The organism is Streptomyces sp. NPDC046122, from assembly GCF_056429965.1.
In genome coordinates, this window is sequence record NZ_JBWKLQ010000005.1 from 243251 (window position 1) to 261221 (window position 17971).

At 72.4% G+C, this 17971-nt stretch carries 17 protein-coding genes; 6 read left to right on the forward strand and 11 right to left on the reverse strand.

Annotated elements, in window-relative coordinates:
* Nucleotides 1-71 precede the first annotated feature (71 nt).
* Nucleotides 72-1112 (forward strand): GlxA family transcriptional regulator, encoded by a 1041-nt coding sequence (locus AC07FK_RS16930; RefSeq protein WP_479105651.1) that lies wholly within the window; start codon nucleotides 72-74, stop codon nucleotides 1110-1112.
* Here AC07FK_RS16930 and AC07FK_RS16935 read toward each other — a convergent pair.
* The 3 genes from AC07FK_RS16935 to AC07FK_RS16945 form a co-directional block, all read right to left on the reverse strand.
* On the reverse strand, nucleotides 1076-2131 hold the full coding sequence (locus AC07FK_RS16935; RefSeq protein WP_479105652.1) for an alcohol dehydrogenase catalytic domain-containing protein: 1056 nt from the start codon (nucleotides 2129-2131) through the stop codon (nucleotides 1076-1078). The two genes, AC07FK_RS16930 and AC07FK_RS16935, sit on opposite strands and share 37 nt — an antisense overlap.
* Nucleotides 2128-3264 carry an acyl-CoA dehydrogenase family protein gene (locus tag AC07FK_RS16940; RefSeq protein ID WP_479105653.1) on the reverse strand — a complete coding sequence of 379 codons (1137 nt, stop codon included), beginning with the start codon at nucleotides 3262-3264 and terminating at the stop codon, nucleotides 2128-2130. The genes AC07FK_RS16935 and AC07FK_RS16940 overlap by 4 nt, the downstream gene beginning before the upstream one ends.
* A 308-nt stretch (nucleotides 3265-3572) precedes the next feature.
* Entirely contained in the window at nucleotides 3573-4487 is a 915-nt protein-coding gene (locus AC07FK_RS16945; RefSeq protein ID WP_479105654.1) for an SDR family NAD(P)-dependent oxidoreductase, read from the reverse strand.
* Nucleotides 4488-4570: 83 nt separating this feature from the next.
* On the opposite strand from AC07FK_RS16945, the gene AC07FK_RS16950 reads away from it, so the two are divergent.
* The gene (locus AC07FK_RS16950) at nucleotides 4571-5497 is read left to right on the forward strand and encodes a cyclase family protein (protein ID WP_479105655.1); all 927 of its coding nucleotides are present in this window, start codon (nucleotides 4571-4573) and stop codon (nucleotides 5495-5497) included.
* A gap of 282 nt (nucleotides 5498-5779) precedes the next feature.
* Here AC07FK_RS16950 and AC07FK_RS16955 read toward each other — a convergent pair whose 3' ends face one another.
* The 4 genes from AC07FK_RS16955 to AC07FK_RS16970 all read right to left on the reverse strand — a co-directional run bounded on the left by AC07FK_RS16955 (nucleotide 5780) and on the right by AC07FK_RS16970 (nucleotide 10125).
* Nucleotides 5780-6247, reverse strand: a complete 468-nt coding sequence (locus tag AC07FK_RS16955; protein WP_479105656.1) for an ATP-binding protein — start codon at nucleotides 6245-6247, stop codon at nucleotides 5780-5782.
* 523 nt (nucleotides 6248-6770) lie between these two features.
* Nucleotides 6771-7742 carry an acyl-CoA dehydrogenase family protein gene (locus tag AC07FK_RS16960; protein WP_479105657.1) on the reverse strand — a complete coding sequence of 324 codons (972 nt, stop codon included), beginning with the start codon at nucleotides 7740-7742 and terminating at the stop codon, nucleotides 6771-6773.
* Nucleotides 7742-8905, reverse strand: coding sequence for an acyl-CoA dehydrogenase family protein (locus AC07FK_RS16965; protein ID WP_479105658.1), 1164 nt, complete (start codon nucleotides 8903-8905; stop codon nucleotides 7742-7744). Before AC07FK_RS16965 ends, AC07FK_RS16960 begins: the two co-directional genes overlap by 1 nt.
* A complete protein-coding gene (locus AC07FK_RS16970) occupies nucleotides 8905-10125 on the reverse strand; it encodes an amidohydrolase family protein (protein ID WP_479105659.1) in 1221 nt (406 codons plus the stop codon). The genes AC07FK_RS16965 and AC07FK_RS16970 overlap by 1 nt, the downstream gene beginning before the upstream one ends.
* 144 nt (nucleotides 10126-10269) lie before the next feature.
* Between AC07FK_RS16970 and AC07FK_RS16975 the strand changes: the two genes are divergently transcribed.
* Nucleotides 10270-11877, forward strand: a complete 1608-nt coding sequence (locus tag AC07FK_RS16975; protein ID WP_479105660.1) for a class I adenylate-forming enzyme family protein — start codon at nucleotides 10270-10272, stop codon at nucleotides 11875-11877.
* Here AC07FK_RS16975 and AC07FK_RS16980 read toward each other — a convergent pair.
* Together AC07FK_RS16980 and AC07FK_RS16985 are read right to left on the reverse strand one after the other, a co-directional pair.
* Nucleotides 11841-12371, reverse strand: coding sequence for an EF-hand domain-containing protein (locus AC07FK_RS16980; RefSeq protein WP_479105661.1), 531 nt, complete (start codon nucleotides 12369-12371; stop codon nucleotides 11841-11843). The genes AC07FK_RS16975 and AC07FK_RS16980 overlap by 37 nt on opposite strands.
* 50 nt (nucleotides 12372-12421) lie before the next feature.
* Complete coding sequence (locus AC07FK_RS16985; RefSeq protein ID WP_479105662.1) at nucleotides 12422-12796, reverse strand: STAS domain-containing protein; 375 nt, start codon at nucleotides 12794-12796, stop codon at nucleotides 12422-12424.
* Between the two features lie 249 nt (nucleotides 12797-13045).
* On the opposite strand from AC07FK_RS16985, the gene AC07FK_RS16990 reads away from it, so the two are divergent.
* Together AC07FK_RS16990 and AC07FK_RS16995 are read left to right on the forward strand one after the other, a co-directional pair.
* Complete coding sequence (locus AC07FK_RS16990) at nucleotides 13046-13630, forward strand: sigma-70 family RNA polymerase sigma factor (RefSeq protein WP_479105663.1); 585 nt, start codon at nucleotides 13046-13048, stop codon at nucleotides 13628-13630.
* A 176-nt stretch (nucleotides 13631-13806) separates the two neighbouring features.
* The gene (locus AC07FK_RS16995; RefSeq protein WP_479105859.1) at nucleotides 13807-15036 is read left to right on the forward strand and encodes a maleylpyruvate isomerase N-terminal domain-containing protein; all 1230 of its coding nucleotides are present in this window, start codon (nucleotides 13807-13809) and stop codon (nucleotides 15034-15036) included.
* Nucleotides 15037-15067: 31 nt separating this feature from the next.
* Here AC07FK_RS16995 and purU read toward each other — a convergent pair whose 3' ends face one another.
* Both purU and AC07FK_RS17005 read right to left on the reverse strand, forming a co-directional pair.
* On the reverse strand, nucleotides 15068-15958 hold the full coding sequence (purU, locus tag AC07FK_RS17000) for a formyltetrahydrofolate deformylase (RefSeq protein ID WP_479105664.1): 891 nt from the start codon (nucleotides 15956-15958) through the stop codon (nucleotides 15068-15070).
* Nucleotides 15959-15986: 28 nt separating this feature from the next.
* Nucleotides 15987-16433 carry an SCO4402 family protein gene (locus AC07FK_RS17005; RefSeq protein WP_479105860.1) on the reverse strand — a complete coding sequence of 149 codons (447 nt, stop codon included), beginning with the start codon at nucleotides 16431-16433 and terminating at the stop codon, nucleotides 15987-15989.
* A gap of 171 nt (nucleotides 16434-16604) precedes the next feature.
* Between AC07FK_RS17005 and AC07FK_RS17010 the strand changes: the two genes are divergently transcribed.
* Nucleotides 16605-17939, forward strand: coding sequence for an ABC transporter substrate-binding protein (locus AC07FK_RS17010; protein WP_479105861.1), 1335 nt, complete (start codon nucleotides 16605-16607; stop codon nucleotides 17937-17939).
* Nucleotides 17940-17971: the final 32 nt, after the last annotated feature.

The following is a 17971-nucleotide window of genomic DNA, read 5'->3' on the forward strand; positions in this document are numbered from 1 at the left end:
CATGTATCAGGTAGAGGTCTGTACCAGGCAGTGATGAAGACCCGGTGGACAGGACTACGGAGGCCCTCCCCATGCCCCAGGAGCGTTCCGCCGCGCCGCACCGCGTCGTCGTCCTCGCACTCGACGGGCTGCTCCCCTTCGAACTCGGCATTCCGCACCGCATCTTCGGCCGCGCGAAGGACGCGGCGGGCACCCCGCTCTACGAGATCGTGACGTGCTCGGTGCGCCCGCCGGGGCCGGTCCGCACGGACGCCGACTTCGCCGTCGCCGTCGAGCACGGCCCCGAGGCCCTGGCCACCGCCGACACGGTCGTGATCCCCGCGTCGTATGAGCTGGGCCGCGTCTACGAAGAGGGCGTGCTCACCGAGGACCTGGCGGCGGCCCTCGCCTTCGTACGCCCCGGCACCCGCATGGTCTCCATCTGCACCGGCGGTTACGTCCTGGCCGCGGCGGGGTACCTCGACGGCCGCCCCGCCACCACGCACTGGTCGGCGGCCGAGCACTTCCAGCGGCTGTTCCCGTCGGTCAGGGTCGACGCGGACGTGCTGTTCATCGACGACGGCGACGTCCTGACCTCGGCCGGGGTCGCGGCCGGGCTCGACCTCTGCCTGCACATCGTGCGGCGCGACCACGGCAGCGGCGTCGCCAACGAGGTGGCCCGGCGCACCGTGGTACCGCCGCACCGGGAGGGCGGCCAGTCCCAGTACGTCCGGCGCCCGGTCCCCGAGCCGCGGCTGGCCACCACGACGGCCGCCCGGGCCTGGGCGCTCGGCCGCCTCCACGAGCCGATCCAGCTGCGGGACATGGCCGCGCAGGAGTCGATGTCGGTACGGACGTTCACCCGCCGGTTCCGCGAGGAGGCCGGGATCAGCCCCGGGCAGTGGCTGACCCAGCAGCGCGTGGAACGGGCCCGGCACCTGCTGGAGACGACCGGCCTGTCCGTCGACCAGGTGGCCCGCGCCGCCGGCTTCGGCACGGCGACGTCACTGCGCCAGCACCTCCAGGCGGCGCTCGGCGTCCCCCCGACCGTCTACCGCCGCACGTTCCGCGCCACGACGACCCCCCCGGCACGGTCTCAGAAGGTGAGCACTCCGCGCGCCACGCGCCCGTGACGGGCGTCGTCCGCCGCCTTCGCGAAGTCCTCGACGGGGTAGGTCCCGGTCACCAGCTCGTCCAGCAGCAGCCGGCCCCGCAGGTACAGCCCGGCGTACAGCGCGACATCCCGCTGCGGGCTGGAGGAGCCGTACCGGCAGCCGAGGACGGACTTGTCCAGGTACAGGGAGGAGACGAGGAACGACGCTTCCGCCGTGGCGGCCGGCACACCGAGCAGCACGGCCTGTCCGTGCCGGTCGAGCAGGTCGATCGCCTGCCGGATCAGTGCCGCGCTGCCCACGCACTCGAAGACGTGGTCGGCGCCGGTGGGCAGGATCTCCCGCACCGCGTCCCCGTCCGCCGACCCCAGGAAGTGCGTCGCGCCGAACTGCCGCGCGACGGCTTCCTTGGCCGGATTCGTGTCGACGGCCACGATCGTCGACGCGCCGGCGATGCGGGCACCCTGGATGACGTTGAGCCCGACCCCGCCCGTCCCGATGACGACGACGGTGTCCCCGAGACCGGCCTTCGCCCGGTTCAGCACGGCTCCCACCCCCGTGAGCACTCCGCAGCCGATGAGCGCGGCCGACGTCAGCGGGACCTCCCGCGGTATCTTCACGGCCTGGACGGCCTTGACCAGGGTGCGCTCCGCGAAGGCCGAGTTGGACGCGAACTGGTGGAGCGGCCGGCCGCCGCGCGAGAAGGGCCGCCCCGGCCTCCCGATCGCCTTGCGGCACATCGTCGGCCGGCCCTTTGCGCAGTCGGGGCACGCCCCGCAACTGGCGAGGGTGGACAGCGCCACGTGATCCCCGGGCCGGACATGCGTGACGCCCGCGCCGACCGCCTCCACGACGCCCGCGCCCTCGTGCCCGAGCACCACGGGCACGGGGAAGGGGATCGTCCCGTCGATCACCGACAGGTCGCTGTGGCACAGCCCGGCCGCGGCGACCGCGACGAGCACCTCGCCGGGTCCGGGGTCGCGTATCTCCAGGTCGTCGACGACCTGCGGCTGCGTGCCGTCGAACACCACACCTCTCATCGGGGCTCCCTCGGTAGGCCGAGCACGCGCTCGGCGATGATGTTCCGCTGGATCTCGTCGGAGCCGCCGTAGACGGTGTCGGCCCGGCTGAAGAGGAACAGCCGCTGGAGGGCGTCGAGCCGGTACGGGCGTTCCTCCTCCCAGTCGTACGGCCCGACCGCCGCGGCCGCCCCGCGCACCTGTACGGCCAGTTCACCGAGGCGCCGGTGCCAGCCGCCCCAGAGCAGCTTGGCGACGCTGGGGGCGCCGGGGTCCGCCCGGGACGCGCCCAGGGTCCGCAGTGCGTGGGCGCGCATGGTGTGGAGTTCGGCCCACAGCCGCACGAGCCGGGCGCGGACGACGGGGTCCGCGACGCCCTCCGCCGCGAGGGCGGCGCGCACGACTTCCTTCAGCTCCTCCGCGAAGCCGATCTGCTGCACGAGCGTGGACACTCCGCGCTCCACCGCGAGCAGCCCCATGGCGACACGCCATCCGTTCCCCTCACCGCCCACCACCTCCTCGGCGACGGCCCCGTCGAAGAACACCTCGTTGAACTCACTGGTCCCGGTCATCTGCCGGATCGGCCGTACGTCGACGCGCCCCGGCTGGTCCATCGGCACCAGCAGGAACGACAGCCCGTGGTGGCGCACGGTGCCCGCGCCGGTCCTGGCCAGGACGAAGCACCAGTCGGCGTCCTGGGCGAGGGATGTCCAGATCTTCTGGCCCGTGACGCGGTACGTGCGCCCGTCCCGCACGGCGGCGGTACGCACCCCGGCCAGGTCGGACCCGGCGCCGGGCTCGCTGTAGCCCTGGCACCACAGCTCCTCGCCCCGCGCGATCGCGGGCAGATGCCGCTGCTTCTGCTCGTCGGTTCCGTAGGCGACGAGGGTGGGCGCGAGGAGGTTCTCGCCGATGTGCCCGGCCCGCGCGGGAGCGCGGGCGCGGGCGTACTCCTCGGCCCACACGACCTGCTGGGTCAGACCGGCCCGCCGCCCGCCGTACGCCCCGCCGTCCTCCCACCCGAGCCCGATCCACCCCCCGCCGCCGAGTTCCCGCTCCCAGCCCCGCCCGCCGTCACCCCCGCGACGCGCACCGAGCCACCCCCTGGCCTCACCCCTGAACGCCTCGTCCTCAGCCCCGAACCCGAACTCCACACCCCACCCCTTCCGTCGAGCGACCGCCCCGCCCGCGCACCCGCACTACCGGGAGGGAATATCGCCCCGCCCCACCGCCACCCCGCCCGCGCACTCGCAGTACCAGGAGGGGACGTACCGGGGCGCTCCCCGCAGGGCGTCGAACGCAACCACCCCGAACCTCCCGCAGTACCAGAAAGGTTCGGCACCCGAGGAGACGCCCCGGACGGCACCGACCCCAGGGCCCCCGCCTGCCAAGCCCCGCACCCCGCCGAACGCTCCCGGGGCCAACACACCGAGCCCGAAGCCCTGCCACCCGGCCAACCCCCTCACGCATTCGGCCGCGTCCCCCGAGCCGCCGCCTCCGCCATCGCCGACAACCGCTCCAGCATCGGCATCGGATCCGTGCCGACCGTCCCCGGCAGGAAGTCCGCGATCCGCTCCGGCGTCCACGCCCCGCCCTCCGCGTACGCCGCCCGCAGTTCCCTCGGCTGCGCCCACACCGCGATCTTCGGCCCGGCGACCGTGTAGACCTGCCCCGTGATCCCGTCCGCCCGGGCCCGCTCGGACAGCAGGTAGACGACGAGCGCGGCCACGTCCTCCGGCTCCCCGATCTCCTTCAGCTCCATCGGCACGTTCGCGGACATCCGCGTACGCGCCACCGGAGCCACCGCGTTGGCCGTGACCCCGTACTTGTGCAGCCCGAGCGCCGCACTGCGCACCAGCGAGATGACCCCGCCCTTCGCGGCGCTGTAGTTGGCCTGTGCGACGCTCCCCTGGTGGTTGCCGCTCGTGAAGCCGATCAGCGTCCCGCCCCCCTGCTTGCGCATCACCGCCGAAGCCGCGCGGAAGACGGTGAACGTCCCTTTCAGGTGCGTCGCGACGACCGGGTCCCACTCCTCCTCGGCCATGTTGAAGAGCATCCGCTCGCGCAGGATCCCGGCGACGCACACCACTCCGTCGACGCGCCCGTACCGCGTCAGCGCCACATCGACGATCCGCTGGCCGCCCGCCATCGTCGAGACGTCGTCCGCGACGGCGACCGCCTGACCGCCAGCGGCCTCGATCTCCTTCACCACCGCCTCGGCGACCTCGCTGGTCGGCCGCGAGCCTTCCACCGAGACGCCGTAGTCGTTCACGACGACCCGCGCCCCCTCGGCCGCGCAGGCCAGCGCCACCGCCCGCCCGATACCGCGTCCCGCCCCCGTGACGGCGACGACCCTGCCTGCCAAGAAGTTCCCCACAACCGGCCCCTTCCCGCGGTTTCTGACGGACCGTTAGATTTTATGCGCACCGAGTCGCCCGGACACAAGCCCAAGGAGGCCCCATGTCACTGCCGGCCGAGTTCCACGACATCGCCAAGCGCGTGAACAACTGGGGCCGCTGGGGCGCCGACGACGAGACCGGCACGCTCAACCTGATCACCGACGACGTCGTACGCGCCGCGGCCGCCACCGTCCGCACGGGGCACCGCGTCCCCCTCGCACTCCCCCTCCAGGAGGACGGCGTACAGACGGGACTGATCCCCGGCCGGATGAACCCGCTCCACACGATGGTCCAGATCAACCAGGAGCTGTTCGGCCCGGGCACGGTCGCCACCAGCGACGACGCCGTGACCATGGGCCTCCAGGCGGCCACCCACTGGGACGCCCTCACCCACGCGTCGCACTCGGGAAGGATCTACAACGGCCGCCCCGCCGACACGATCACGCCCCACACCCGCGCCCGGTTCAGCGGCATGGACAAGGCGCGGCACGTCGTCTCGCGCGGGGTGCTGCTCGACGTCGCCCGCGCACGCGGGGCGGACCGGCTGGCAGGGGACCACGCGGTGACGCCCGAGGACCTCGAAGCCGCCGAGGAGCTGGCGCGCACGACGGTCCGGGCCGGCGACATCGTTCTCGTACGGACCGGTCAGATCCGGACCTACCTCGCGGGCGACAAGCACGCCTACGGCTACCCGTCCCCCGGCCTGTCCGTCCGTACGCCCGAGTGGTTCCACGCGCGCGATGTCGCCGCGGTCGCGAACGACACCCTCACCTTCGAGATCTTTCCGCCGGAGATCGAGAACCTGTGGCTGCCCGTGCACGCGCTCCACCTCGTGGAGATGGGCATGCTCCAGGGGCAGAACTGGAATCTGGAGGAACTGTCCACAGCCTGTGCGGAGGAGGGGCGGTACGCCTTCCTGCTGTCCGCGACGCCGGAACCGTTCGTCGGGGGAACGGGCGCCCCGGTGGCCCCGGTGGCGATTCTCTGACGGCTCGGGCGATCACGCCGGGGCGGCTGCGATGAAAGCCGGGTGGCGACGCGCTTGCGCACGCCCCGAGCACGGCACGAGGGCCACCACCCGGCTCCGGCGTACAGGCTCTGCCCCTCCCGCTTCCCCCGGAGGAGCTGACGCCGAACCACGACCCGCGTTCGCCAAGGCCGGGCCGCCTGGACGCAGCTCCGCTCCTCGGCGTCCCCTCGCAGCGAATCGCCTCACTCAAGGGTCACCAGGGCATCACCAACCGTCAACACCTGATGGGTGATTTACCCTTTACGCACTATTGGTGACAGCGCACGACGGCTCATACACCGTCGCCCCGTACGCCCCTGACGCCCCCACGGGCGCCCCCCGGTCCACCTCGCACCAGATGCGCTTGCCCGCCCCCTCGGACTGCCAGCCCCAGCGGTCGGCCAGCCCGTCGACCAGCTCCAGGCCGCGCCCGTTGGTGTCGTCACCCTCGGCGTGGCGGGGTTTCGGCGGCCGGGCGCTCGCATCGGCGACCTCGACCCGCACCGTGCCGTCGTCGGCGGTGCCGAAGAGCATGCGCAGCACGGCCGGACAGCCCGTGTGCACCACCGCGTTCGTGACCAGCTCCGAGATGAGCAGGATCAGCGTCTCGGCCAGCGGCTCGTCGACCCTTATCCCGGAGCCGGCGAGCCGCGAACGCGCCCACCGCCGGGCGCGCCCCACCTCGGCGGGGTCGGCCCCTACCTCCAACTGCACCTGAAGCACCTGCACCGCTCACACCATCCGAACCGGCGGACACATCGCCTCGCGTCTCCACAGGGTCACGGAACGTGATCCCCTTGTGGAACAGCATGGTTGACGTACAGTCACCGCAACAAGCGCTTCAGGCATATTCCAGCGCGAAGGAGTACGCGTGGTGCATACTGTGCGACGCGCGCTGCGGGAAGTCGAACAGGGGCGCGCACGGCGCCTCCGTACGGCGCGAGCGGCGCACATCTCGCGGCCCGGAGTCACCACCGAGGCAACGCCGGGACAGCTGCGCATCACAACCACTCGCATCCCACGGAGAGTACCGGAGCGCACCCCCGACTCCAGGCCGTGACGAGTCACGTGAAGGACACAACCCGATATCGACGCACCGTAATCGTTCACCAGTCGCAGAGCGCGGTGACCGACGGATCACGCAGGGCCACGAAACGCACGCAACGTAGCGCTTCTTGTCGCAACCGGTCACGGCGGGTCGCCGGCCCGGACTGCCGCCCGGCCCCGTACGCAGCCCCCGCCGCCGCCGGGCTCACAGCAGCGCGGCGGCCAGCAGTTCCGCCGCCTCCCGTTGCGTCGGCCACCGCTCGGCCCGCACCCAAGCGCGCTTCAGGTGCAGGTGCACGTCGGCCTCCCAGGTGAACCCCATGCCGCCGTGCACCTGGAGGCAGTCGCGGGCGTTGCGGACCGCCGCGTCGTCGGCGAGCAGCTTGGCCCCCGCGATCTCCACGGGGTCCCCGGTCACCGCCGCGCCGTACACGGCGGCGCGGGCCGTCTCGGTGCGTTCGAGCATCCGCGCGCACAGGTGCTTGACCGCCTGGAAGGAGCCGATGGGCCGGCCGAACTGTTCCCGCTCCCCCGCGTACCGGACGGCCTCGGCGGTCGTACGCCCGGCACTGCCGAGCTGTTCGGCGGCGGTCAGGAGGGCCGCGAGACCGGCCTCGCCCGGCGGGACCGGCCGGGAGCCGTCCGCCGGGCCCGGTACGCGGTGCAGCGGCGTCAGCGGGTCCACGGAGCGTACGGGCACGGCCCCGGCGGCGTTCCCGAGACCTTCGGGACGGGGGTTCCCGAGTACCCCGAGAACCTCAAGCCCACCGAGCTCCCCGAGCCCCCCGAGAACACAGTCGGACTCGTCCAGCCACTCCACCAGCCCGCCGTCGACCCGCGTCACCACGGTCTCGCCGGTGGCCGCCCCGGGGACCGTTCCGGCGGCGAGATGCGTGGCCACCAGGGGGCCCGGCAGCAGCACGCGGCCGGCCTCCTCGAAGACGAGCACGGCCTCGGGCGGGCCCAGGCCCACTCCGCCGTCCTGTTCGGGCAACCGCAGCGCGAAGAAACCGGCGTCACCGAGCTCCCGCCACAGCGTGCGGTCCAGGGCCGGTCCTGGGCCCGCCCCCGGTACGCCGACGGCGGCCCGCAGCCGCTCCCGCCCGAAGCGCCCTTCCAGGAGCTTGCGCACGCCCGCGCGGAGCGCGCGCTGGTCGTCGGTGAGACGGAAGTCCATCAGCGCCCCCGGGGAAGGCCGAGGACGCGCTCGGCGACGATGTTCCGCTGGATCTGCGACGTACCCGCCGCGATCGTGTACGAGAGCGACGACAGCCGGTCCGCGGTCCAGTCGTGGTCCAGGTCCAGGCAGCCGGGGCCGAGCACCCGCGCGGCGGCGTCGTACAGCTCCTGACGGGCGTGCGAGTAGCGCAGCTTGAAGACGGAACCGCCGTTCCCGGGAACGCCCCCGGCGCGCTGCGCCTCGCTGACGTTCCACTGGGTGAGCCGCCACAGCGCGGTGAACTCGGCGCTGAGGCGCCCCAGGGTGCGGCGCACTTCCGGGTCGTCCCACGTGCCGTTCCCGCGAGCGGCCGCCGCGAGCGCCCGCAGGGTGCGCCGGCAGGCCACGACCTCGCCCACGAAGGCCGTGCCCCGCTCGAAGGACAGGGTGACCATGGTGACGCGCCAGCCGTCGTTCTCCTCGCCCACCCGGTGGGCCGCCGGAACGCGCACCTCGTCGAGGAACATCTCCGCGAATTCGGCCGTTCCCGTGAGTGTGCGCAGCGGCCGGACGGTCACGCCCGGCGCGTTCATCGGCATGGCGAGCCAGGTGATGCCCCGGTGCCCGGGAACGTCCGGGCCGGCCGGACCTGTGCGCACCAGCAGCTCGCACCAGTCCGCGACCTCCGCGTGCGAGGTCCAGATCTTCGATCCGGTGACGACGTACTCGTCCCCGTCCCGCACGGCGCGGGTGCGCAGCGAGGCGAGGTCCGAGCCGGCGTCCGGTTCGCTGAAGCCCTGGCACCAGATCTCGTCGCCGCGCAGGATGGGCGGCAGCCAGCGGGCGCGCTGCCGCGGTGTCCCCTCGGCGGCGACGGTGGGTCCGGCGTGCAGCAGGCCGACGAAGTTCGCGCCGACGTAGGGCGCTCCGGCCAGCTCGCTCTCCTCCAGGAAGATCAGGTGCTGGGTGGGCGTGGCGCCCTGTCCGCCCGCGTCGGCGGGCCAGTGCAGCCCCGCGTACCCGGCGTCGTACAGCCGCCGCTGCCAGGCCGTGTCGTACGCGCGCCGGCCCGGCCAGTCGCGCGGGTCCGGCCGGGGCGGCAGCCCGGGCAGCGTGGCCGCCAGCCAGGCGCGCAGGCGGGCTCTGAACTCCTCTTCCTGCTCGGTGTACGTGAGGTCCATCAGCGGACGTGGCCGGCGGCGGGGACGCGGTCGCGGTCCAGGTCGAGCCCGAGCATGCGGATGGCGTTGCCGCGCATCAGCTTGTAGACGGTCTCGTCGTCGAGGCCCTTCACGTGGTCGAGGGCGACTTCCTTCGTGTGCGGGAACGTCGAGTCGACGTGCGGATAGTCCGTCTCGAAGGTGGCGTTGTCACGTCCGACGACGTCCAGGGAGGCGACGCCGTGCTTGTCGCGGAAGAAGCAGCAGAACATCTGCCGGTAGTAGTACGTCGACGGGGGCTCGGGGATCAGATCCCGTACGCCGCCCCACGCGCGGTGCTCCTCCCACACGTCGTCGGCCCGCTCCAGGGCGTACGGGATCCAGCCCATCTGACCCTCGCTGTAGGCCAGCTTGAGGCGGGGGAACTTCACCAGGACACCGCTGAAGAGGAAGTCCATCATCGAGGCCATGGCGTTGTTGAAGCTGAGGGCGGCCTGCACGGCGGGCGGGGCGTCCGGGGACGCCGCGGGCATCTGCGAGGACGATCCGATGTGCATGTTGACGACCGTCCCGGTCTCCTCGCAGACCGCGAAGAACGGGTCCCAGTGGCCGGAGTGGATCGACGGCAGTCCCAGGTACGTGGGGATCTCGCTGAAGGTGACCGCCCGCACGCCGCGCGCCGCGTTGCGCCGGACCTCGGCGACGGCCAGACCGATGTCCCACAGGGGGATGATGCACAGCGGGATCAGCCGGCCGCCGCTGTCGCCGCACCACTCCTCGACCATCCAGTCGTTGTACGCGCGCACGCAGGCGAGGGCGACCTCCTTGTCCCGCGCCTCCGCGAACGTCTGGCCGCAGAAGCGCGGGAACGTGGGGAAGCACAGGGACGCCTCGACGTGGTTGAGGTCCATGTCGGCGAGCCGCGCCGCCGGGTCCCAGCAGCCCCGCCGCATCTCCGCGCGGGTGATGCCCTCCAGGGTCATGTCGTCGCGGTCGAAGCCGACGGCGGCGATGTTGCGCTTGTACGGGAACTTCAGGTCCTCGTAGATCCACCAGTCCGTCGGCGGGCCCTCGGGGTCCATGGTGATCCGGTACTTGCCCGCCACGTAGGCGAGCTCGCCGATCCCGGCGGTCAGCGGCCGGGGGCCGCGGTCGCGGTACTTCGCCGGAAGCCAGGTCTCGAAGAGGTGCGCCGGCTCGATCACGTGGTCGTCGACGCTGACGATCCGAGGCAGTTCCATGGGCGTGTCCTCCGGCGTTCGCGATCCCAGCTTTCTGATGACCCGTCAGATATCAGGCTAGCCCCGCACCTCTGGACCGACAAGGCGCAGCGCCCTACGCTCTGCGCATCATCTGACTGACCGTCAGCTATGAGGGGACCTGCCGTGACCGACACCGCGACCGACACCGCGTACGCGCTGGGCGCCTCCCGCACCCTCTGGGAGCTCGTCGACCGCCGTGCCGCGCTCACCCCCCGGCGGCCCGTACTGCTCCAGGACGACCGGGTCCTCACCTTCGGCGGGCTCCGGGACCGCGCCGAGCGCGTCGCGGCCGGTCTGTACGCACGGGGCGTGCGCCCGGGGACCGTCGTCGCCTGGCAGCTGCCGACGCGGATAGAGACGGTGCTCCTGTCGGTGGCGCTGGCCCGGCTCGGCGCCGTACAGACCCCGGTCATCCCGTTCTACCGGGAGCGCGAGACCGGCTTCGCGCTGCGGGAGTCCAAGGCGGACTTCTTCGCCGTACCGGGACGGTGGCGCGGTTTCGACCACACCGGCATGGCGCACCGGCTCGGCGCGCGCGGCGTTTTCGAAGCGTACGGGAACGTTCCGGAAGGGGACCCGGGAACGCTCCCCGCGCCGCCCTCCGACGGGGCCGCGGTGCGCTGGATCTACTGGACCTCCGGGACGACGTCCGCTCCCAAGGGCGTGCTGCACACCGACCGTTCCCTGATCGCGGGCGGCTCCTGCCTGGCGCACGCCCTGCGGCTGTCTCCGGACGACGTCGGCTCGGTGGCGTTCCCGTACGCGCACATCGGCGGCCCCGACTACCTGGTGATGCTGCTCCTGTACGGCTTCCCGGCCGTCCTCTTCGAGCACTTCGAGATGCCCGCCGCACTGGACGACTACCGCCGGCACGGCGTCACGGTCGCGGGCGGTTCCACCGCCTTCTACTCGATGTTCCTGACGGAACAGCGCAAGGGCCCCTCCCGCAGAATCGTTCCCACCCTCCGGCTGCTCGCCGGCGGCGGGGCGCCCAAACCGCCGGAGATCTACCACGCCGTCGTACGCGAGATGGGCTGCCAACTGACGCACGGCTACGGCATGACCGAGGTGCCGATGATCACCATGGGCTCACCGGACGACACGGCCGAGAACCTGGCGACGACCGAGGGCCGCCCCCCGGAGGGAATGGAGATACGCGTCACCGCCGAGGACGGCACGCCCCTGCCGGCGGGCGCCGACGGGGAGGTGCGGCTGCGCGGCGAGGCCGTGTGCCGCGGCTACCTGGATCCGTCACAGAACGCCGAGGCGTTCGACCAGGACGGCTTCCTGATCACCGGAGACGTCGGGCACCTCACCCCGAGCGGCCACCTCGTGCTCACCGGACGGCTGAAGGACATCATCATCCGCAAGGGCGAGAACATCTCCGCCAAGGAGATCGAGGACCTCCTGCACCGGCATCCGGGCGTGGGCGACGCGGCCGTGGTGGGCCTGCCGGATGCCGAGCGCGGCGAGCGGGTGTGCGCCGTGGTCGAACAGCCCGCCGGAGCCCCGCCGCTGACCCTGGAGGACGTGACGGCGTATCTGCGGGCGCGGGGGCTGGCCGTGCACAAACTGCCCGAGCAGCTCGAAATCGTCGACGCGCTGCCGCGCAACGAGACGCTGCGCAAGGTCCTCAAGTACAAGCTGCGCGAACGCTTCTCGGCGGCCCCGGGCCGGCGCCCGGGGCCGGTGGATCAGGCGTCCGGGGCGTCCGGTCCGGGCGTCGTGTAGTACGCGGCGAAGGCGGCCAGGATCTCTTCCTCGCTGATCAGGCCGTCACCGTCCGCGTCGAGCGCCGCCACTGCCGCCTGCGCCCGTTCCTCCGTCGCGCCCAGCACCCGCAGCACGCGCCCCGCGGCCTCCCGGGTGACCCGGGTGCCGCCGTCCTCCGACGCGACGGCGATCGCCGCGTGCAGGAACGGTCGGGCGATCCCGGCGAACCGCTGCGGGCTGTCCCGCAGCCGTTTGACCGCTCCCGTGACGAACTCCTCGCGGGTGACCCGCTGGTCGCCGTCCACGTCGGCGATGCCCGCCATGCCCTGCCAGAAGGCCTCGGCCCCCACGTAGAGCGCCTGCCCCTTGTCGCAGCGGGCCGTCGTGCCGAACTCGGCCAGCAGGGCCGCGGCCGCGGCGCTGAAGTCCTCGCGGTCGATGTAGCCGTTGCCGTCCTGGTCGAAACTCGCGAACCGGGCCGCTGTCTTGCGCTCGTACTCTGCGCTGTCCATAGGGGGGAGGGTACGACGTGGGCGGCCGGACCGGGGAATTCTCCCGTTTCTCAGGCGGAGAGGGCCTGCGCCTCGTCGTCGGCGGCCGTGGCCACGTCCGGGAAGACGTCGAAGAGGCGGCGTACGCCGAGGGCAGCGAGCACCTTGTTCACGTGCGAACCGTCGACGGCCCCGTGCGCGGGCAGGATCAACCGCAGGTCGCCGCCGCAGGAATGCATCAGGCGGCGGGCGGCGATCATCACGCCGACCCCGCTGGAGTCGCAGAAGAGGACCTCGGACAGATCGAGCACGACCCGGTGGCGGCCGTGCGCGACCGCTTCGTGGACGTGCTGGCGGACCGCCGGTGACGTCACCAGGTCCAGCTCTCCCGAAACATGCAGTACGGCCCAGGCGTTGTGCTCGGCCTCGGTCACCTTCAGCGTCACGCGTCTGGACCTTTCGTTCTGCCGATGCGGAAGTGGTCCTTCCACCTCGCGGCTGCCCCACCGCGTCCCTGCGAAACGCGGTGCCGGGAAAGACACCGCCTTACGAGTGACTGGATCATTATCATCCTGGCCCGGAACACGGACGCACTTACCGTAAAGGGGCATGCTTGTCAGCGGTTCGCACTACATTCGAAGAAAGTGACGAGAGGCACAGCACACGGTGGGCAGGCGAACAGGGTTGGGGGCCGCATGGCGAAGGACGCACCACCCCGCTGGGACCGCAGGATGCAGCAGCGACTGGCGCGCGGCGAGGCCGCGGCGCTCGGTGAGCTGTACGACCGGTTCGCCTCGCTCGTCTACAGCCTGGCCCACCGGGTGCTCGACGACGACGCGGCGGCCGACCAGATCACGCGCGAGGTCTTCGGCCAGGTCTGGGAGGATCCGCACGCGTACGACCCCAAGCAGGGCTCGATGAGGTCCTGGGTGGCCGGGCTCACACACCGGCAGGCGGTGCGCCGCCTGCGGCAGAGCGAGTCGGCGGGGCTGCGCGACGGCGACGGTGACTCGGAGGAGCTGGAGCAGAAGGTCCGCAGCGCCTCGGCGGCCGCCCGCGCCGACTACATCGTGACGTCGATGCCGGCGCCGTTGCGGGCCGCCCTGGAGCTCGCGTACTTCCAGCGCAGGGACTACCGGCAGACGGCGGCCGACCTGGGGGTCACGGAGGACGAGGCACGCCGCCGCCTGCGGCTCGGGCTGCAGCTGCTGTCCACGGCGAACCCGCCCCGGCAGGACGGCCTGTCGTCCCCTCCCGGATTCGGGGAGCGTCGCCGGTGAACGCCGAACACGGCCCCAACGGGCCGCACGGACCCCGTGGACCTCAAGGGCCCCACGGGCCACAAGGGCCTCATGGACCACCGGGACCCCAGGGACCGCAGGGGCCGCACGGCCCGGAGGGCAACGGTCCGGGCGCGGGCGGCGGACACGAGCGCCCGGAGGGCCGGGCTCCGCGCATACCGGCCCCGAGAGCGGCCGCGGACGACCGCGAGGTCCTGGAGCCGGCGCCGGATCTGCCTCCCCCTCCCCCGCCGTCGCCCTCGTTCGAGCCCCCGTCCGCGTCGCCGGAGAGGCAGCCGGCCTCCCCGGCCCCGTCCCACCGCGTGCTCAAGTCGCTGCTGGGCGCCTGGGCCCTGTCGGCGTGCGCCGCCGACGAGACCGAGGCCGTCGAGGACCACCTCACCGAGTGCGCGCCGTGCGCGGACGAGGCCCTGCGCCTGCGGGACGCGGTCGGCCTCCTGCACGCCGAGCGCAGCCTCGACCTCGACCCCCTGCTGCGCAACCGTGTGCTCGACGGCTGCCTGGGCCGCAGGCCCGCGCGCATCCCGGTCCCCGCCTGGGCCACGCCGTACGACGCCGAGACGGCGCGGCTGGACGCCCTGCTGCGGGACATCGGCGACTCGGAGTGGCACGCTCCGGTGCGCCTCAAGTGGTTCGCGGGCCAGGAGGCGACCACCCGCAAGACGACGGTGGCCGGTGTGATCGGCCATCTCATGACCGTCGACGGGCTGGTCTCCAAGGCGCTCGGCCTCGACGACCCGCTGGGCCCCTCGGGTCCCGTGTCGCCGTCGGACCGCACCGAGTCGTACTGGCGCGGCTCCCGCTTCCCGCCCACCCGCACCGTCCGCGGCCCCTGGCGCGAGCAGAGCCACGACCTGATCCGTACGGCGTCCTTCGCGGGCCGCGGCGCGGCGGAGCTGTCCGTCTCGTACGGCGACTTCGCCCTGCCCCTGCGCGACGCGCTGCTGGACCGGGCGTTCGAGTGCTGGGTCCACGCGGGCGACATCGCCGACGCCGTGGACTATCCGTACGAGCCGCCGGCCGCCGCGCACCTGAACAGCATGATCGACCTGGCCGCCCGGCTGATCCCGGCGACTCTCGCGGCCCGCCGCAGGGCCGGTCTCGCGGCCCCGTCCAAGAGCCTCGTGACCGCCGGTTCGCCCGGCCGCTCGCTGCACCTGGAGATCGAGGGCGCGGGCGGCGGCGACTGGTACATCGCCCTCGACTCCCCGGCGGCGGTCGGCTCGCCCGACCACCAGGTGGCGCACGTGGCGCTGGACGGCGTCGAGTTCTGCCAGCTGGCCTCGGGGCATGTGCCGCCGGAGGAGGCCGCGGCCGGTCAGACCGGCGACCGGGAGGCAATCCGCGACGTACTCTTCGCGGCGGCGTCGCTGAGCCGCCTGTAGCGGCCCCGTCCGCCGCCGTCGCAGGTGGGAGCTAGGCGAAGACCACCGTACGGCGGCCGTTGAGCAGTACGCGGTGCTCGCTGTGCCACTTCACCGCCCGCGCCAGCGCCTGGCACTCCACGTCGCGCCCGATCGCCACCAGCTGCTCCGGCGTCACGTCGTGGCCCACCCGCTCGACCTCCTGCTCGATGATCGGCCCCTCGTCGAGGTCGGCCGTCACGTAGTGAGCGGTCGCGCCGATGAGCTTCACGCCGCGCGCGTGCGCCTGGTGGTACGGCTTCGCGCCCTTGAAGCTCGGCAGGAAGGAGTGGTGGATGTTGATGATCCGGCCGCTCAGCTGCTTGCACAGGTCGTCGGACAAAACCTGCATGTAGCGGGCGAGGACGACCAGCTCGACGTTCTCGGAGCGTACGAGCTCAAGGAGCTGGGCCTCCGCCTCGGGCTTGTTGTCCCGCGTCACCGGAATGTGGTGGAAGGGGATGTCGTACGAGCCGACCAGCTCGGCGAAGTCCGTGTGGTTCGAGACGACCGCCGCGATCTCCACCGGCAGGGCGCCGATCCGCGACCGGAAGAGCAGGTCGTTCAGACAGTGGCCGAACTTGCTGACCATGAGGACGATCCGCATCCGCTCCTCGGGACGGTGGATCTGCCAGTCCATCCGGAACGAGTCGCCGATCGCGGCGAAACTGGCCCGCAGCTTCTCCACGGTCACCGGAGCGTCCGCCGAGAAGTGGACCCGCATGAAGAACAGTCCCGTGTCGGGGTCGCCGAACTGCTGGCTGTCCTCGATGTTGCACCCGGTCATGAACAGGTAGCTCGACACGGCGTGCACGATGCCCTGCTTGTCCGGGCACGAGAGGGTGAGGACGTACTGGTCCGACGAGGGCCGGTCTGACGAAGGGGCGCGGTGCGGGTCGCTCATGCCCCGAGGATTTCACATTCGGGCGGGGTCAGGCGGACCTGGTCAGGATCCGGATGACCTCCAGCGTGCGCGGCGCGCTGTCCGGGTCCTCCCCGTCGTTCACCGCCAGCCGTACGTGCGCCTCCCGGGCCGCCCGGACCGCTTCCGGCCAGGCGTGGTGCTCCAGGTACGCCGACACGGGGGCGTCGGCGCCCACCTGGTGCATGATCTTCAGCACGCGCAGTACGGCGACGTCGACGAGCGACGCCTCCTGCGGATCGCGGAAGATCGTGCCGACGTACTTCTCGGCCGACCAGTTGTCCAGCCAGGTGTCCTCCACCAACCGGTACACGGCGTCTGTCACGTCTCCGTAGCCCTCGACGCCGGCCAGCCAGCACTCCTGCTGGAAGACGGGGTCGGAGAGCATGTGCAGCGCCGATCGCACGTTCGTGCGCCAGCGCCACCACGGCATGTCATTGAGCGGCATGCCGCCCATGGTGGGGGAGCGACGGCCGCGACGGGAAGAGTTCACCGAACCTTGCACGGTTGCAGATCGTACGTTCCCCCGTGACACGGACGTGCGGCCCCCCGTAATTCACTCCGATGTCACCGCGTGTTGAGACATGCTCACTTCCGCGTTACCCATGGGGCGGAAACGTGCATGCACATGACCGGACGGCGCAGCTCCCCCTCCACCCGTTCCCTGCTCTCGAAGGCCACGACGGCGCTGGCCGCGGTGACGGCGACGGCGGTCGGAGCGTCGCTGCTCACCGGTTGCGGAACGCTCCCCGGGATCTCGGGGGGATCCAGGGAGCCCGTGACCGTCATGACGTGGGCGCCGCAGGGCACCTCGGCCACGAACATGCCCGGCATGCCCGCCATGGCGCAGGCGTACGCCCGGTGGGCCAACGCGAACGGCGGCCTCGCCGGCCACGAGCTGAGGATCATCACCTGCAACGAGCACAACAGCACCGTCGGGGCCGCCAAGTGCGCCAAGCAGGCCGTACGGGAGAACGCCGTCGCGGTGGTCGGCTCGTACAGCCAGCACGGCCGGGCCTTCATGGCGCCGCTGGAGGTCGCCGGCATCCCGTACATCGGCGGCTACGGCGCCTCCGACGACGAGTTCGCCAGCGTGTTCTCCTACCCCGTCAACGGCGGCCAGGCGGCTCTCCTCGCGGGCAACGGCAAGCAGCTCGCCCGCGACTGCGAGCGCGTGGTCCTGGTGCGCCCGGACACCGTCGCGGGTGACGCCCTGCCGATACTCCTCGGCGCCGGCCTCGCCGAGGGGGACCGCAGGGCCCCCGCCGACATCCGGGCGGCCGAGGACGCGAGCGACTACACCGCGCGGGCCCGGGACGCGCTCAAGGGCGCCGGCGCGTTCGACGCGTACGGGAACGTCAAGGGCTGCGTCACGGCGGCGCTCGGCGACCGTACCGAGACCTTCTTCGACTCGTTCCGCAGGCTGGAGGAGGAGACCGAGCGGAAGGTCGCCGTCGCGTCGGTCCTGGGAAGCGTCGGACAGCCGCTCGTCGACCGGACGGGCGGCAAGAGCGGACCGTTCGAGGGGGCGTACGTCACGGGCTGGTACCCGGTGGCGAGCGACGAGCGCTGGAACCCGATGCGCGAGGTGATCCGGAAGCACGCCTTCGCGGACAACCGCATCGACCCGGCCGACCCCGGCGTGCAGACCACGTGGATCGCGTACACGGTCCTCAAGGCGGTCCTGGAGTCCCTCGCTCGGGGCGGCGGGGACGACGACAGGGACAGCGTCTCGGCGGCCGACGTGGTCGGGGAGCTCAACCACCTCGAGAGCGTGGACACCGGTGGCCTCACGCCGACCCTGAGCTGGCGCCTGGAGCACATGCTGGCGACGCGCGACCTTCCGCGCATCGTCAACAGGGACGTGACGTTCCAGGTGGTGCGGCAGGGGCGCCTGGTGTCGGCGAAGGAGGGCTTCGTGGACGTGGGCGAGACGCTGGTACGCGCGCCTTCCGGGGTGTGACCGGCGGCCGGGCGACAGAACGGCGGAGGGGG